This window comes from Actinoallomurus rhizosphaericola, from assembly GCF_024055675.1.
Lineage (GTDB): Bacteria > Actinomycetota > Actinomycetes > Streptosporangiales > Streptosporangiaceae > Actinoallomurus > Actinoallomurus soli.
This window is the reverse complement of record NZ_JAMXMW010000032.1, coordinates 38,178-53,574: the sequence shown is the minus strand read 5'-3', so window position 1 is coordinate 53,574 and position 15,397 is coordinate 38,178. Positions and strand designations below refer to the sequence as shown.

Annotated in this window: 14 protein-coding genes; 10 read left to right on the top strand and 4 right to left on the bottom strand. The window is 71.7% G+C overall.

Going from position 1 to position 15,397, the window contains the following annotated elements; genetic code table 11:
• The first annotated feature begins 128 nt into the window (after positions 1-128).
• The 3 genes from NE234_RS41970 to NE234_RS41960 all read left to right on the top strand — a co-directional run bounded on the left by NE234_RS41970 (position 129) and on the right by NE234_RS41960 (position 4,417).
• Positions 129-2,009: an RICIN domain-containing protein gene (locus tag NE234_RS41970; RefSeq protein WP_252786745.1), complete on the top strand. Its 1,881-nt coding sequence runs from the start codon at positions 129-131 to the stop codon at positions 2,007-2,009.
• A 31-nt stretch (positions 2,010-2,040) separates the two neighbouring features.
• A complete protein-coding gene (locus tag NE234_RS41965) occupies positions 2,041-3,312 on the top strand; it encodes a ricin-type beta-trefoil lectin domain protein (RefSeq protein ID WP_252786744.1) in 1,272 nt (423 codons plus the stop codon).
• A 76-nt stretch (positions 3,313-3,388) separates the two neighbouring features.
• Positions 3,389-4,417: a quinone oxidoreductase family protein gene (locus NE234_RS41960; protein WP_252786743.1), complete on the top strand. Its 1,029-nt coding sequence runs from the start codon at positions 3,389-3,391 to the stop codon at positions 4,415-4,417.
• 79 nt (positions 4,418-4,496) lie between these two features.
• Here NE234_RS41960 and NE234_RS41955 read toward each other — a convergent pair whose 3' ends face one another.
• Positions 4,497-4,754: a mycoredoxin gene (locus NE234_RS41955; protein ID WP_252786742.1), complete on the bottom strand. Its 258-nt coding sequence runs from the start codon at positions 4,752-4,754 to the stop codon at positions 4,497-4,499.
• A 144-nt stretch (positions 4,755-4,898) separates the two neighbouring features.
• Here NE234_RS41955 and NE234_RS41950 point away from each other — a divergent pair, with 144 nt between their 5' ends.
• Positions 4,899-6,968: an ATP-dependent DNA helicase UvrD2 gene (locus tag NE234_RS41950; RefSeq protein WP_252786741.1), complete on the top strand. Its 2,070-nt coding sequence runs from the start codon at positions 4,899-4,901 to the stop codon at positions 6,966-6,968.
• Positions 6,969-6,988: 20 nt separating this feature from the next.
• A complete protein-coding gene (gene tesB / locus NE234_RS41945; RefSeq protein ID WP_252786740.1) occupies positions 6,989-7,849 on the top strand; it encodes an acyl-CoA thioesterase II in 861 nt (286 codons plus the stop codon).
• Positions 7,850-7,989: 140 nt separating this feature from the next.
• On the opposite strand, the gene NE234_RS41940 is transcribed toward tesB, so the two are convergent.
• Positions 7,990-8,745 (bottom strand): arabinan endo-1,5-alpha-L-arabinosidase, encoded by a 756-nt coding sequence (locus tag NE234_RS41940; RefSeq protein ID WP_252786739.1) that lies wholly within the window; start codon positions 8,743-8,745, stop codon positions 7,990-7,992.
• Positions 8,746-8,913: 168 nt separating this feature from the next.
• Here NE234_RS41940 and NE234_RS41935 point away from each other — a divergent pair, with 168 nt between their 5' ends.
• From NE234_RS41935 to NE234_RS41925, 3 genes are all read left to right on the top strand, one after another.
• Entirely contained in the window at positions 8,914-9,732 is an 819-nt protein-coding gene (locus tag NE234_RS41935) for a TrmH family RNA methyltransferase (protein WP_252786738.1), read from the top strand.
• Between the two features lie 490 nt (positions 9,733-10,222).
• A complete protein-coding gene (locus NE234_RS41930) occupies positions 10,223-10,495 on the top strand; it encodes a WhiB family transcriptional regulator (protein WP_252786737.1) in 273 nt (90 codons plus the stop codon).
• A 44-nt stretch (positions 10,496-10,539) separates the two neighbouring features.
• Positions 10,540-10,698, top strand: a complete 159-nt coding sequence (locus tag NE234_RS41925; protein WP_252786736.1) for a hypothetical protein — start codon at positions 10,540-10,542, stop codon at positions 10,696-10,698.
• 185 nt (positions 10,699-10,883) lie between these two features.
• Here the strand turns inward: NE234_RS41925 and NE234_RS41920 are convergent, their stop codons facing one another.
• Together NE234_RS41920 and NE234_RS41915 are read right to left on the bottom strand one after the other, a co-directional pair.
• Positions 10,884-11,609, bottom strand: coding sequence for an enoyl-CoA hydratase/isomerase family protein (locus NE234_RS41920; protein WP_252786735.1), 726 nt, complete (start codon positions 11,607-11,609; stop codon positions 10,884-10,886).
• 453 nt (positions 11,610-12,062) lie between these two features.
• Positions 12,063-13,442: an ABC1 kinase family protein gene (locus NE234_RS41915; protein ID WP_252786734.1), complete on the bottom strand. Its 1,380-nt coding sequence runs from the start codon at positions 13,440-13,442 to the stop codon at positions 12,063-12,065.
• Between the two features lie 728 nt (positions 13,443-14,170).
• On the opposite strand from NE234_RS41915, the gene NE234_RS41910 reads away from it, so the two are divergent.
• Positions 14,171-14,809, top strand: coding sequence for a M48 metallopeptidase family protein (locus NE234_RS41910; protein ID WP_252786733.1), 639 nt, complete (start codon positions 14,171-14,173; stop codon positions 14,807-14,809).
• Positions 14,806-15,396, top strand: coding sequence for a glycosyltransferase family protein (locus NE234_RS41905; RefSeq protein WP_252786732.1), 591 nt, complete (start codon positions 14,806-14,808; stop codon positions 15,394-15,396). Before NE234_RS41910 ends, NE234_RS41905 begins: the two co-directional genes overlap by 4 nt.
• Position 15,397 lies beyond the last annotated feature (1 nt).

The following is a 15,397-nucleotide window of genomic DNA, read 5'->3' as shown; positions in this document are numbered from 1 at the left end:
CAGGGCTTACCACTTCATTGACACCTTGTTTTAAGAAGATTATTGTCCCAGTTAACTGACAGGAAGCTTTCCTGTCAGGTGCCTTCGGGGAGGCAGCCGTACTCCGCTCCGGACCCAAGGAGAGCACCGTGCTCCACCGCGTCGACCCCGCGCGCCCGCCACGGTCCCTCACGACAGCCCTCTGCGCGCTCATCACCCTCGCCGCCCTCCTGGCCGGCCCCGCCCCCGCCCGCGCCGCCGGGGAGTCCGTGAACATCTGGCTGACCACCACGGACGACTCCGGAGGCCGCCACGTCACCCGCGGCCTGCAGCAGCAGACGCCGATCACCTTCGGCAGCGGCGGCAGTGCCGCCCAGACCATCACCGTCGACGAGAACACGAGGTACCAGAGGTTCACCGGCGCCGGCGCGTCGTTCACCGACACCGCCGCATGGCTGCTGAACAGCAGCGGCGCGCTCAGCTCCGCCACCCGTACCCAGGTCATGCAGAAGCTGTTCGACCCGTCCGCCGGGATCGGGCTGAGCTTCCTGCGCAACCCGATGGGCGCGTCCGACCTGGCCCGCTACAGCTACTCGTTCGACGACATGCCGGCCGGTCAGACCGACCCGGGCCTCGCGCACTTCTCCATCGCGCACGACCTGGCCGACGTCGTGCCCCTCACCAAGCAGGCCAGGCAGCTCAACCCGGCGCTCACGGTCATGGGCACCCCGTGGAGCGCGCCCGCCTGGATGAAGGACAACGGCGATTTCAACAACCCCGGCTGGCTGCAGGCCCAGTACTACGGCGCGTACGCCCAGTACTTCGTGAAGTACCTCCAGGCGTACGAGGCCCAGGGCGTGCACGTCGACCTCGTCACCGCGCAGAACGAGCCCACCTGCTGCAACGGCTACCCGTCGATGAGCTGGAACGGCTCGGGCCTGGACTACTTCACCAAGACGAACCTGCTGCCCGCCCTGCACGCGGCGGGCCTCACCACCAAGGTGCTCGCCCTCGACTGGAACTGGGACACCTACGACGGCTACGGCGCCCCCACCGTCGACGACGCCACCATCCGGAACGACTCGCTCTTCGGCGGGATCGCCTGGCACGGCTACGGCGGCGACGTGACCGAACAGAGCATCGTGCACGCCAAGTACCCCGCCGTGGACGCCTACGACACCGAGCACTCCGGCGGCACGTGGATCGGCGACCAGCAGAAGGAGGACATGCACAACATCGTCGACTACACCCGCAACTGGGGAAAGAGCGTCGTCAAGTGGTCCCTCGCCGTGGACCAGAACATGGGCCCGCACAACGGCGGCTGCGGCACCTGCACCGGCCTGGTCACCGTGCACAACGGCGACTCCCGCAGCGGCCAGGTCGACTACACGATCGAGTACTACGACCTGGGCCACCTCACCAAGTTCGTACGGCCCGGCGCGTACCGCATCGCCTCGACCGCGAACACCGCCGTGCCGAACGTCGCCTGGCAGAACCCGGACGGTTCCAAGGCGCTCATCGCCTACAACGACAGCGGCAGCGCCCAGTCCGTGAAGGTCGTCTGGGGCGCCCAGTCGTTCGTCTACTCGCTGCCCGCCCACACCACCGCGACCTTCACCTGGAACGGCACCCAGAGCGGCGGCGGCGCCACCGGCCAGATCTCCGGGTACGGCGGCAAGTGCGTCGACGTGGCCGGGGCGAACAGCGCGAACGGCACGGCCGTCCAGCTCTACGACTGCAACGGCACGGCGGCGCAGCAGTGGACGGTCGGAGCGGACGGAACGATCCGCGCCCTCGGCAAGTGCATGGACCTCACCTCCGCCGGCACCGCGAACGGTACCCAGGTCCAGCTGTACGACTGCAACGGCACCGGCGCCCAGCAGTGGACCCGTGGATCGGGGTCGTCCCTCGTCAACCCGGCCTCGGGCCGCTGCCTCGACGCCACGGGCCCGAGCTCGGCCAACGGCACCCGGCTGCAGATCTGGGACTGCACCGGCGCCGCCAACCAGCAGTGGACCCTTCCCAGCTGACCTCTGATGTCCCCAACCCGAGAGGAGAAGAATGTCCACGTCACCCCGCCGACGTAGGACGGGCCGGTTGTTCCTGGCGGCCCTCGCGCTCGCCGGTCTCGGCGGCGCCGCCACCGTGGTCGCCGGCAACGGCACCCACGCCACGATGCTCCCCGCCGCGGCGGCCGCCACGGCCACCTTCACCGACGACTTCGACGGGCCCGCCGGCGCGGCCGTCGACGCGAGCAAGTGGCATCCGGAGACCGGCGACAACGTCAACAACCACGAGCGCGAGTACTACACGAGCGGCACGCACAACGCCGCGCTCGACGGCCAGGGCCACCTGGTGATCACCGCCCGCAAGGACAACCCGGGCAACTACACCTGCTGGTACGGGACCTGCCAGTACACCTCCGCCCGCCTGTCCACGGCGCAGACCTTCACCCAGGCGTACGGCCACTTCGAGACCCGGATGAAGATCCCGCGCGGTCAGGGCATGTGGCCCGCCTTCTGGATGCTCGGCAACGACATCGGCAGCGTCGGCTGGCCGAACAGCGGCGAGATCGACATCATGGAGAACGTCGGCTTCGAACCCGGCACCGTCCACGGCACCATCCACGGGCCGGGCTACTCCGGCTCGGCCGGCATCGGCGCGGGCTACACCCTGCCGGGCGGGGCGAACTTCTACGACGACTTCCACACCTTCGCGGTGGACTGGGCGCCGAACTCGATCCAGTGGTCCGTCGACGGGCACGTCTACGAGACCCGCACCCCGGCCGACCTGAACGGCAACCGCTGGGTCTTCGACCACCCCTTCTACATCATCCTCAACCTCGCGGTCGGCGGGTACTGGCCCGGCGACCCCGACGGCAGCACGCCCTTCCCGGCGCAGCTCGTCGTCGACTACGTGCACGTCACGACCTCCGGCTCCTCCGGCGGGCGTACCGGCCAGATCACCGGCTACGGCGGCAAGTGCGTGGACGTGGCCGGGGCGAACAGCGCGAACGGCACGGCCGTCCAGCTGTACGACTGCAACGGCACGGCGGCGCAGCAGTGGACCGTCGGCTCGGATGGGACGCTGCGGGCGCTCGGCAAGTGCATGGACGTGACCGCGGCCGGCACGGCCAACGGCACGCAGGTGCAGCTGTACGACTGCAACGGCACCGGCGCGCAGACGTGGCAGCAGGGCGCGAACGGTTCCCTGGTCAACCCGAACTCCGGGCGCTGCCTCGACGCCACCGGCCCGAGCTCGGCCAACGGCACCCGGCTGCAGATCTGGGACTGCGCCGGCAGTGACAACCAGAGGTGGACGCTGCCGAGCTGACCCATGGTCTCCCGTGCCGGTGCCCACAGTTGCGCGCCGGGCACCGGCACGGGCGTGCCGTCCTCCCGATCCGGGTATGGGGGATTCCCGGGGGGACGAACACGTGAAGGCGGCGCGCGCTTATCCGATCACCGCGCACACGACGGATGTGCGGATCGAGCAGGTCGAGGTCCCGGTCCCCGCTCCGGGCGAGGTACTGGTGCAGATCACGGCCGCGGGCGTGACACCGCTGGACCACGCCGTGGCGACGAGCGGCCCGTCGCGGGCGGGGCTGCTCCCCCTGACGCTGGGCGGTGAGGGCGCCGGCCTGGTCGTCGCCGACCCCGCCGCGTACTGGCGGGCCGGCACACGGGTGATGTTCTTCGCCGGTTCCGGCGGCGTCACCGCCGACGGGACGATGGCCGAGTTCGCCGTCGTCCCCGCCCGGAACCTCGCCGAGATCCCGGTCAGCGTGTCCGACGAGGTCGCGGCGGCCGTCCCGATCGCCTACCTCACCGGCCTGCTCGCCCTGCGCCTGGGCGCCTTCCGGCCCGGTGAGTGCGTGTTCGCCCCGGGCATCGGCGGGAGCGTGGGCAACGCGACCGTCCAGCTGGCGCGCGCCCTCGGCGCGGCCGCCGTCGCGGGCGGCGTGGGGACCACGGCGAAGGCGGAGGCCATCCGGGCCGCGCCCTGGGCCCGTGACATCGAGGTCGTCGACCTCGAACGCGACCGGCTGCCGGACACGCTCGGCGACGGCTTCCCGGCCGGTGTCGACCTGGCCGTCGACGGCGTCGGCGGGGCGGTGACCGCGCAGATCGCGGCGGCCATGGCGGTGGGCGGCCGCCTCATCCTGGTCGGCTGCTCGGGCGGCCGCAGCACCTGCCTGCCGCTGCACGAGGTCATCGAACGCCGCACGACTCTCCGCGGCTTCTCGCTGCACGCCGCGTCGACCGCGGAGTCGAGGGCGGCCTGGGCGGAGATCACCGGCCTGCTCACGGCGGGCCGGATCAGCCCGGTGATCGACTCGATCTATCCGCTGGAGGCGGTGGGGGAGGCGCTGCGCCACCTGGTCGAGGACCGCCCCGTCGGAAAGGTCGTCATCACCGGCCTGTCCTCCACCCGCTGACCGCCGCCCCGCCCGGAACGGCGAGCGCCGCCGGGCCTGACGGGGGACCGTTGGGCCGGCGGCGCGGGAAACGCCCGGGTCAGAGCGCGGCGAGGCGCGCCTTGACCTCCTTCGCGGACGGGTTGGTGACGGCCGTACCATCGGGGAACACGACGGTGGGTACGGTCTGGTTGCCGCCGTTGACGCTCTCGACGAACTCGGCGGCCGCAGGGTCGCGCTCGATGTCCACCTCGACCATGTGGATGCCCTCGCGGGCCAGCTGGGTCTTGAGCCGGCGGCAGAAGCCGCACCAGCTCGTGGTGTACATGGTCAGCTCACCCGTCACGGGCGCGGTCATGGCTCTCCTTCGTCTTGGGCGGGGCGCTCGAAGTCGACTGTGCCAACACCCGATCATCGGCGGGCATTCCCCCGCTCCCCGGCACTCGGGCGGCGGCGGGCGAGCGGCCCTGGGAGGATGAGAGAGGAGTGAACGGAGGGGCGTATGGAGGCCGAGCAGATCCTCGCCGGGCTCGACCCGGACCAGCGCGCGGTCGCCGAGGCGACCCGTGGGCCGGTGTGCGTGCTGGCCGGCGCGGGCACGGGCAAGACCCGCGCGATCACGCACCGGATCGCGTACGCCGTGCTGACGGGCGTCGTCGCCCCGCAGCGGGTGCTGGCCGTGACGTTCACGACCCGGGCCGCAGGGGAGCTGCGCGGGCGGCTGCGGCAGCTCGGCGCGCCCGGCGTGCAGGCCCGCACGTTCCACTCGGCGGCGCTCAAGCAGCTCGCCTACTTCTGGCCGAAGGTGATCGGCGGGGAGCCTCCGACGCTCATCGAGTCGAAGCTGGGCCTGGTCGCGGAGGCGGCGCGGGTCTGCCGCCTGTCCCTCGGCCGTACGGAGCTGCGCGACACCGCCGCCGAGATCGAGTGGGCCAAGGTCACCCAGACCCGCCCGGAGGACTACCCGGCGTCGGCCGCCAAGGCCGGGCGCACCCCTCCCGCCGACACGTCCGACCTCGCCCGGCTCTACGCGGCGTACGAGGAGCTCCGCCGCGATCGGAACCTGCTGGACTTCGAGGGCATGCTGGAGCTGACCGCCGCGATGCTCACCGAGCATCAGGAGGTCGCGAACCAGGTCCGCGACCAGTACCGCTACTTCGTCGTCGACGAGTTCCAGGACGTCAACCCGCTGCAGAAGCTCCTGCTCGACGCCTGGCTCGGCGGGCGCGAGGAGATCTGCGTGGTCGGGGATCCGAACCAGACGATCTACTCCTTCACCGGCGCCAGCCCCGCGTACCTCCTCCGCTTCACGGTCGAGCACCCGGACGCGAAGGTCGTCAAGCTGGTCCGCGACTACCGGTCGACGCCGCAGGTCGTGCACCTGGCCAACGGCGTGCTGGCGCAGGCGCGGGGCGAGGCGCGCAACCACCGCCTCGAACTCGTCGCGCAGCGGCCCGCCGGCCCCGAGCCGACCTTCCACGAGTACGACGACGAGGTCGCCGAGGCCGAGGCCGTCGCCAAGCGGGCGCGGGCGCTGATCGAGGACGGCGTGCCGGCCCGCGAGATCGCGGTGCTGTTCCGCATCAACGCGCAGTCGGAGCCGTACGAGCAGGCGTTCGCCGACGCGGGCGTGCCGTACGTCCTGAAGGGCGCGGAGCGGTTCTTCGAGCGCGCGGAGGTGCGCCAGGCGGTCGTGCTCCTGCGCGGCGCCGCCCGGTCCGCCGACGACGGCGAGCCGCTCGTACGGGCCGTGCGCGACGTCCTGGCCTCGGCCGGGCTCACCGACCGGCCGCCGGAGGGGCGCGGCGCCGCACGGGAGCGCTGGGAGTCCCTGGCCGCCCTGGCCCAGCTCGCCGAGGACGTCGCCGCCGACCGACCGGGCGCGGGCCTGCGCGACTTCGTCGCCGAACTGGAGGAGCGCGCGAACGCCCAGCACGCCCCCGCGCTGGAGGGCGTGACGCTCGCCACGCTGCACACCGCGAAGGGCCTGGAGTGGGACGCGGTGTTCCTCGCCGGCCTGGTCGAGGGCACGCTGCCGATCATCTACGCGGAGAAGAGCCCGGAGCAGATCGAGGAGGAGCGCCGGCTGCTGTACGTCGGCGTGACACGGGCGCGCGAGCACCTGGCCCTGTCCTGGGCGCTCGCCCGGTCTCCGGGCGGGCGCAAGGGCCGCCGCCGGTCGCGGTTCCTCGACGGCCTCGCCCCGCAGAGCTCGGGACCGCCCCGCGTCGACCGGTCCAAGCGCCGGGCCGTCCCCACCGGACCGCAGCCGTGCCGGGTCTGCGGACGGCCGCTGACCGCCGCGATCGAGCGCAAGCTCGGCCGCTGCGAGAGCTGCCCGGCCGACTACGATGAGGACCTGCTGGCCCGGATGAAGGAGTGGCGCGTGGCGGCGTCCAAGGAGCAGAAGGTCCCCGCCTACGTCGTCTTCACCGACGCCACCCTGCAGGCCATCGCCGAGCGCGCCCCCGCCTCGGAGGCGGAGCTGGCCGCGATCCCCGGTGTCGGCGCCGTCAAGCTGGAACGGTACGGTTCGGCGGTGCTCGCACTGTGCCGGGGCGAGACACCGTAAGCCTGAGGAGAAGTACGCGAATGAACGCCGCGCTGAAGGAGCTGCTCGAGCTGCTCGACCTGGAGCAGATCGAGTCCGACATCTTCCGGGGGCGCAGCCCGGAGGAGCGCCAGCAGCGGGTGTTCGGCGGGCAGGTCGCCGGTCAGGCGCTGGTCGCCGCGGGCCGAACCGTCCCCGAGGACCGCCGGGTGCACTCGCTGCACGCGTACTTCATCCGCCCCGGCGACCCGAGCGTGCCGCTCGTCTACACCGTCGACCGGGTCCGCGACGGCCGGTCGTTCACCACGCGCCGGGTCTCCGCCATCCAGCACGGCAAGGTCATCTTCACCCTGTCGGCGTCGTTCCAGATCGCCGAGGACGGCCCGTCGCACCAGGCGCCGATGCCCGAGGTGCCGGTGCCGGAGGAGCTGCCGACGTGGCAGGAGCGGATGGAGAAGCTGTTCGGCAAGCTGGACAACGAGTTCATGCGCAACCGGCCGATCGACCTGCGGCACGTCACGCCGCTGACCTGGGAGGCCGCCCGCGATCCGGAGCTGGTCGGCCCGGAGTCGCTGGTCTGGCTGCGCGTGGCCGGGGAGCTGCCCGACGACCCGCTGCTGCACGTCTGCCTGATGACGTACGCCTCGGACATGACCCTGCTGGACACCGTCCTGCTCAACCACGGACTCGCCTGGGGCGACCGCAAGACCATGGGCGCCAGCCTCGACCACGCGATGTGGTTCCACCGCCCGTTCCGCGCCGACGAGTGGCTGCTGTACGCCCAGGACACCCCGAACGCCTCCGGCGCCCGCGGCCTCGCCCGCGGCCAGGTCTTCACCCAGGACGGCGAGCTCGTCGTCTCGGTCGTCCAGGAGGGCCTCATCCGCGTCACCGGCTCCTGACCTGCGGCGGAACGTTCTCCTGCGAACGTGCGACGGCCTGGGACCAGCACGACGAGATGCCGCATCCGGGTGACTTCGCCGCCGCTGATCACTGCAGGTGCTCGGCCGGTATCGGACGACCGGGCGGTGCGTGGTGCGGATCAGAAGGCGTAGGGCCAGCCTGCGGAGTCGTAGCCCAGCCAGTTGATGCCCAGGAGGGGAGTGCCGTCGTCGGCGTAGTAGTGGTAATCGAGGATGTCGTGGTCGGTGTCGGTGAACACGCCTTCGCCGCCGGGTCCGTGGATGCTCCCGTGACCGGCGAGGATCTCCGTGCCACCGCCAGAGGTCATCGCGACGCCGTTACGGTCGTAGTACGGGCCGGTGACGCTCGTGGAGCGGCCCACCATGATCCGGTAGGTGCTGGACGCGCCGCGGCAGCAGTAGTCGAACGACACGCACAGGTAGTAGTAGGCGCCGTGGCGGAAGATGAACGGCGCCTCGATCGGGCCGCCGCCGCGTCCGGCGATGGAGACGATGGCGTTGTCGGACCGCAGGCCGGTGGACGGGTTGATCGCGACGAGCTTGATGCCCGACCAGAAGGACCCGAAGGCCAGCCACCAGCGGCCCTGCGCGTCGACCGTGAGGTTCGGGTCGATGGCGTTGTAGTCGTCCGAGGACTGGGAGGAGACGACCAGGCCCCGGTTGGTCCAGGTCCCGGGGTCGCCGCTGGGACTGGTGGCCAGGAAGATCGCCGAGTGGTTCGAGCCGAAGGTGGAGGCGGCGTAGTACATGGAGTACCGGCCGTTGTGGTACGACAGGTCCGGTGCCCACAGGCTGCGCGCGCCGTTGGTGTAGCCGTAGGTCCAGGAGGCGCCGTCGGCCGGCGCGGCCGCTCCGTCCCGCTTCCGCTGGAACATTCGATCGGGCCCCTTCCGCGAGTCGTTCGGCGTGTCGAACGACATTCGGAGTTCGGTAACCGGGGAAGGTAGGCCGCCGTGGGGACGCGGTCAACGGCTGTTCACCGCCTTTCATCGACGCGCCCCAGGCGGGGTGCCGGCGCCGTCGTGGCGTACGGTTGCCGACTGATGCGGATCACTACGCGGAACGCGCGCTTTCAGCAGTGGGCGGCGCTGCTCACCAACCGGACCAAACGCCAGCGGTCGGGGGAGTTCCTCGTGCAGGGGGTGCGGCCGATCACGCTCGCCGTCGAGCACGGCCGGCCGATCCGTTCCCTGCTGTACGCGCACGGGCGGCGCCTGTCGTCCTGGGCGCAGGGCGTGCTGGACGAGACGGCGGCCGAGCGGGTCGCCATGGCGCCGGAACTGCTGGACGAGCTGGCCGGCAAGGAGGACGCCGAGCTGGTGGCCGTCGCCGCGCTGCCGCCGGACGACCTGGCGCGAATCACGCCGGACGGGCCCGTCGTCGTCTTCGACCGGGCCGCCGAACCGGGCAACATCGGCACGGTCGTCCGCTCCGCCGACGCCTTCGGGGCCTCGGGGGTCATCGTGACCGGGCACGCCGCCGACCCGTACGACCCGAAGTCGGTACGGGCCAGCACCGGGTCGCTGTTCGCCCTGCCGGTCCTCCGGGTACCGGCGCCCCGCCAGGTCGTCGACTGGGCGCGGGAGAACCGGCTGCGCGTCGTCGGGACGGACGAGACCGGCACCGTGGACGTCGGTGACAGCGACCTGCGCGGCCCGGCCCTGCTCGTCATCGGCAACGAGACCCGCGGGATGAGCGGCGCCTGGACGGCGGCCTGTGACGAGATCGTGCGGATTCCGATCGTCGGGGCGGCGAGTTCGCTCAACGCCGCGTCCGCCGCGACGGTCTTCCTCTACGAGGCCGCCCGGCAACGCGGAGTGGCCGCGGAGACGGAACGAGAAAAAATAAGAAGTCGCAGGTAGAAAATACGTTGCCCCGATCCTGCGGGCGATCGTACGCTTCTCGCGAGCACTTGAACGGCTCCGCACCGCGGAGCCCCGATCGGATGAGTGGAGGTGGCGGTCCGGTGAGGAAAACACTGATTCCTTCGACCTGGGCGGCCGCCTGCGCGCGTCCGGTGATGGTGTCCGCTAGCGGTTCCACCGTTGCCGCCGCGTCCCTGTCGAGCCTCGAGTCCCGCTATGCGTCCGTCGAAGGCGGACGTGTGCGCCCCGGCGGCATCGATCTGCGGACGTGGCATGTCCTTGGGATGTTCCCGGCTACCCAGACGAATGCCCAGGTCAAGGGCGCTGCTGAGAAGCGCGCCGGAGTGGGTCCGTACCCCTGGAGACCACCGGAGCAATAGCTCCGAGCAGGCCTCCAGGCCGCGGATCCCGACCCGGGAACCGCGGCCTTTTTGTTTGGCCAGACCGTCCGAGCCAACGAGACCACATCAAGAAAGGGGTGGAGACCGTGGGACTCGCGCTGACCGCGATCAGCGAGAACCTGGATCTTCCCTGCCGGACCGAGCCTGAGCTTTTCTTCGCCGAGTCGCCGCAGGACGTCGAGCTGGCCAAGGCGCTGTGCGCCGAGTGCCCGGTCCGGCGCTCCTGCCTCGCCGGGGCCAAGGAGCGCCGGGAGCCCTGGGGCGTCTGGGGCGGGGAGCTGTTCGTACGGGGCGTCGTCGTTCCCCGGAAGCGGCCGCGGGGTCGCCCCCGCAAGGACGCCGCCGTGGTGGCGGCATGACGCACCGCCTGGAACTTCACATCGACATGGAGAAAGAGCGAGAGATGAGCTTGCTCAGCATTGAACTGTCCCAAGAACGAATACGGGACGCCGAGCGGACGGCCACGCGCCGCGACGCCGCCCAGGTCCGCGCCCTGCGCCGGGCCCGGCGCGACGCCGAGGTGACGGCGATCCGCCTCCGGCGCCTGCTGACCACGCGCTGACGCGAACCGCCGGCGTGCCTCCCGAGGGGGACGGGCCCCGGCACGACGGCGGGTTCGAGTCGCGACACGATGAGCGACCGGCTTCGGCCGGGAGCTCGGGGAGACGCGGCGCCCGGGGTGCCCGCCCGAGCGTCTCGTCATCCAAGGGTTCTCACCTCACCGGCCCGTCACCGTTCCGACGGGCTCTACCCGGCCAGGTTCCGCATCAGGGCCTCCAGATCGCGTTCGCCGTCGCGGGTCTGGGCGCCCGCGGCCAGGCCGCCGCCGATCAACCGCCCCGCCACGGGACGGGAGATGAGGCCGGCCCAGGCGCCGTCCTCCCGTACCAGGCCCGCGGCCAGGTCGTCGGGGACGATCGCGTGCTTGGCCGCGGCGATCACGCCCTCCGGCAGGGCCGCGATGTCACGGGCGATCCGGTCGACGAACGCGTCCAGTTCGCCGGCGGGCAGGGCCCGGTTGATCCAGCCGTAGCGCTCGGCGAGCTCCGCGTCGAACAACTCGGCGCCGAGCACCGCCTCCAACGCGCGGTTGCGCCCGACCCTGGCGGCGAGGTACTGGGTGCCTCCGCCACCCGGGACGATGCCCATGAGCGCCTCGATCTGGCCGAGCCCGGCGCGGCCGATCGCCGCGAAGGCCATGTCCGCGGCCGCGACGAACTCCGCTCCGCCGCCGCGCGCCTTCCCGGCGAGCTTGACGATGGTCACCTGCGGCTGGTGACGCAGCATCTCCCCGACGGCCTGGAAGACGTTCACCCCCTCCGGGGCGGCGGCCGCGAGCCCGGCCAGCGAGTCCGGCGTGAAGGCCATGTCGACGTGCGCGATGAAGAACTCCGGATCGGCACTGTCGAACACGATCACCCGCACCGATCGGTCGTCGCGCAACGCGGTCAGCAGATCCCGCAGGTCGGTCATGAGCGCGACGTCCAGCACGTTCACCGGCGACCGGGAGGCGGCCGATGCGTCCCTCGGCCGCCGGCTCTGGGCGGCGGCCGAGGAGCTGACGGGCGTCGGCCACCTCTGAACCGGCGCCGGGGAACCGACCGGCGTCGGTCCCCTCTGAACCCGGCGGTCACCGGCCGCGGCCCGCCGCCGTTCCTGATCCTCGAGGGGATCGTGTGGCGTGGCTCTCGGACGGCGCGTTCGGCTTCCGCGCGTCCTGGGGATCAGGGATGCTGTGGGGGAGTCGGATGGAGGGGGCGCGGGGATGGTCAGCTGTTCATCGTGTGGAGTCACCGCCGAGGCGCCGCTGGGCTGGATGACCGAGATCACCGATCGGGGAACGGTCCACTTGTGCGACCGTTGCAGCCGGGAGAACATCCGGTCCATCGAAGGCCGGCTGGACCCCGTGTACTGGTAGGAGCGCGGTCAGCTCGCGATCTCTTCGTCGTCACCGGGCACCTCGTCCTCGGCGAGGTCGTCGTAGTCGTCGAACTCCGGGTCGTCGTCGGCGAAGCCGGGCACCCAGGTCAGCGCCTCGTCACGGAACCGGCCCTCGGCCTCGAGCTGGCACAGCACGCCGGTGCCGGCGGCCACCACGCGGTGGATCAGCACGTACGACGGTGGCAGGTTGAGCTGCCGTACGACGTTGGTCGGGCGCAGGTCGGTGACCCGGGCGGCCTCTTGGCGCAGCCACTCCCGGCTGAACTTGAAGGTCTCCTCGACGAGCGGCTCGGCGATCGGGCCGATGAAGGCGTACAGCGAGTCGGGGTCGACCTCGACGCCCTCGCGGATGAAGTCCTCCTCGCGCAGCGCCTTCATGATCTGGTCGACGTCGCCCATCGTGCCGATCCGCATGAGGACGCCGATGCGCCGGTGGAAGCCGCCGGGCAGCCGGTCGACGGCGCCGAAGTCGATGACGCCGAGCCGGCCGTCGTCGAGCAGCCGGAAGTTGCCGGGGTGCGGGTCGGCGTGCAGCAGGCCGCAGCGCGCCGGCCCGGAGAACAGGAACCGGCAGTAGAGCAGCCCCGCGTGGTCGCGCTCCTCCTGCGTGCCGTCGCTGATGATCGCCGACAGCGGGGTGCCGTCGATCCACTCGGTCACGAGGACGTGCCCGGACTGGGCGACGACGTCCGGGATGACGAAGTCGGGGTCGTCGGCGTACGCCTCGGCGAAGGTGGCCTGCGACTCGGCCTCGATCGTGTAGTCGAGCTCCTCGGCGATGCGCCGCCTCAGCTCGGCCAGCATCGTCTTGACGTCCAGGCCCGGCGCGAGGACCGCGAACAGCTTGCTCAGGCGGGCCATCTGGTTGAAGTCGCTGAGCAGCGCCTTGCCCGCGCCCGGGTACTGGACCTTGACGGCCACGGTGCGGCCGTCGTGCCAGACGGCCTTGTGGACCTGGCCGATCGAGGCCGCCGCGGCCGGCCGGTCGTCGAACTCGGCGAAGTGGTCGCGCCAGTCCGCGCCCAGGCCCTCGGCCAGCACCTTGTGCACCGTCGCGGCGGGCAGCGGCGGGGCGGCCTCCTGCAGCCTGGTCAGCGTGGCGCGGTACGGCCCGGCGACCTCGGGCGGCAGCGCGGCCTCGAAGATCGACAGCATCTGGCCGACCTTCATCGCGCCGCCCTTCAGCTCGCCGAGCACCTTGAACAGCTGCTCGGCGGTGCGCTGCTGGATCTCGGTCGCGACGAGCTCGGCGGGCCTGCCAAAGGTGCGCTTCCCGACACCGAGGGCGGTGCGTCCGGCGAAGCCGATGGGGAGGGAGGCCAGCTTGGCGGTCCGCGTCACAGCGCGGCGGGGGAGATCGCTCATCAGATACCTCCGAGGAGACCCCCGCTTTTGGGCGGGGAGGATCGGGCTCCTACGTAGCAGGGCGAAGGCGGGAGAACCACCTCGACGGATTTCCGTATCCCTGTGCGCACCTTCGATGACAGATGGTAGTTTGACTCTTCCGGTGGGCGATAACCAAGCCCGCCGGGCCTACCGCCGGGCTGGCGGGAAGTCACGTCTGTGGAGCTTGTGTAAGACCGATGGGCGGCACTCCGTCCCTCGCCGGTGATCCGGGTCGGCAACGGGCTGTGAAGCAGAAAGCTCAACCCGCGAGGGTTGAATCCCCCTGCTTCGGCTGGGGGAGAAGTCAATGAGTACCTGCTCTCAGCAGCAGCCAGCACAACATCATCCGCGAGGCGGCGTGCCTGCCGGTTCCGCACGTCACCCTAATCTCGGTGAGGCACGCGGCGGGTGCCACACTGCCCGGTGGAGCGGCTGGCGCGACCTTCCGCGCCGGTCATCCGCAAGGGGGTAGTGACCAGCGTAAGCGGGTGAGTGGGTGCTTCTCACGTCGGCTGCGGCCGTAGCCCGCCTCCTGAACGCCGGGCGTCTGGGGCAACAGGCTACCTGCCGGGACACGCCGGTCCTGTGGATAACCTGCGCAAAGCATGTGGACAGTCCTGGGGACGTGCGAAATAGCGCCGTCTCTACCAGCGAAAACGCAACTCACCCCCTGTGGAGAAACCAAAGTTTTCGGTACGGTGCTTACCGTGCCCCCCACAGGCGAGATAGAGGTGCGTCGCAGCGCCCGGCGCCGGCGGACGGTCACCGCCCGCCGAGACGGCGACAAGACGGTGGTGATGGTGCCCGCCGGGCTGAGCGCCGCCGAAGAGCGCGAGTGGATCGACACGGTCCTCGAGCGCCTGGCCGCTCGCGAGCGGCGCAGGCATCCGAGCGACGACGTGCTCTACGACCGCGCGCGGGAGCTGTCGCGGCGCTACCTCGGCGGCCGGGCCGCGCCGGCCAGTGTCCGCTGGGTGACCAACCAGCGCAGCCGCTGGGGCTCGTGTACTCCCGACGACGGCACGATCCGGCTGTCCACGCAGTTGCGCGGGATGCCGGGCTGGGTCGTCGACTACGTCCTCATGCACGAGCTCACCCATCTGATCGTCCCCGGTCACGGGCCGCCGTTCTGGGAGCTGGTCAACCGTTATCCGCGGACCGAGCGGGCCCGCGGCTATCTCGAGGGCGTGGCCGCGACCGCCGGGCTGCCGCTGACGGACGGCGACCAGCCGCGCGAGCGGCCCGCCGGTGCCGGCGACCTGCCGGGCCGGGACGGCGACCCGCTGCTGGACGGGAGCCCGTTGCTGGAGGCGGATTCGCTGCTGGACGGGGACTCCGCGAGGTGACGCGCCGGTTCGCCGCCGTCCTGGCCGGTACGGGAACGGCGGCGCCGCCCGGCACCGACCCCGACGAATACCGGCTGGCCCTCCTCGAGGACACGTACGAGGTGGTGGCCGGGCTGGAGTTCGTCACCCCGGTGCTCGCGCTGCCCGCCCCCGACCCCGACGCCGAGGCCGTCACCTGGCCGGGCACGCCCGTGCTCCGGGTCGCGGGGCTCGACGCGCTGCTGCACGCGCTCCACGAGCTGGGCGCCGAGCACGCGGCCGTCGTCGCGCCCGACGCGCCGGACCTGCCGGCCCTGCTCCTCGGCAAGCTCTTCCGCGCCCTCGGCAGTGGGCAGGTCGCCGTCTGTCCGGCGGCGGGCGGCGGGCTGGTCGCGCTCGCGGCCCGGCTCCCCGCGCCCGCCTGGCTGTCCGGGATCGACCTGGACACCGCCGACGCGCCCGCCCGGCTGCGCAGGGCCGCCGGCACGCAGGGCGCCGTACGCTCCGCGCCCGGCTGGCACCGGCTGCGCACGCCCGCCGACGTCGCTCTCCTCGATCCCGGCCTTGAGGGCTGGGACAACACCCGGGCACTGCTCACGGGTCACTGAC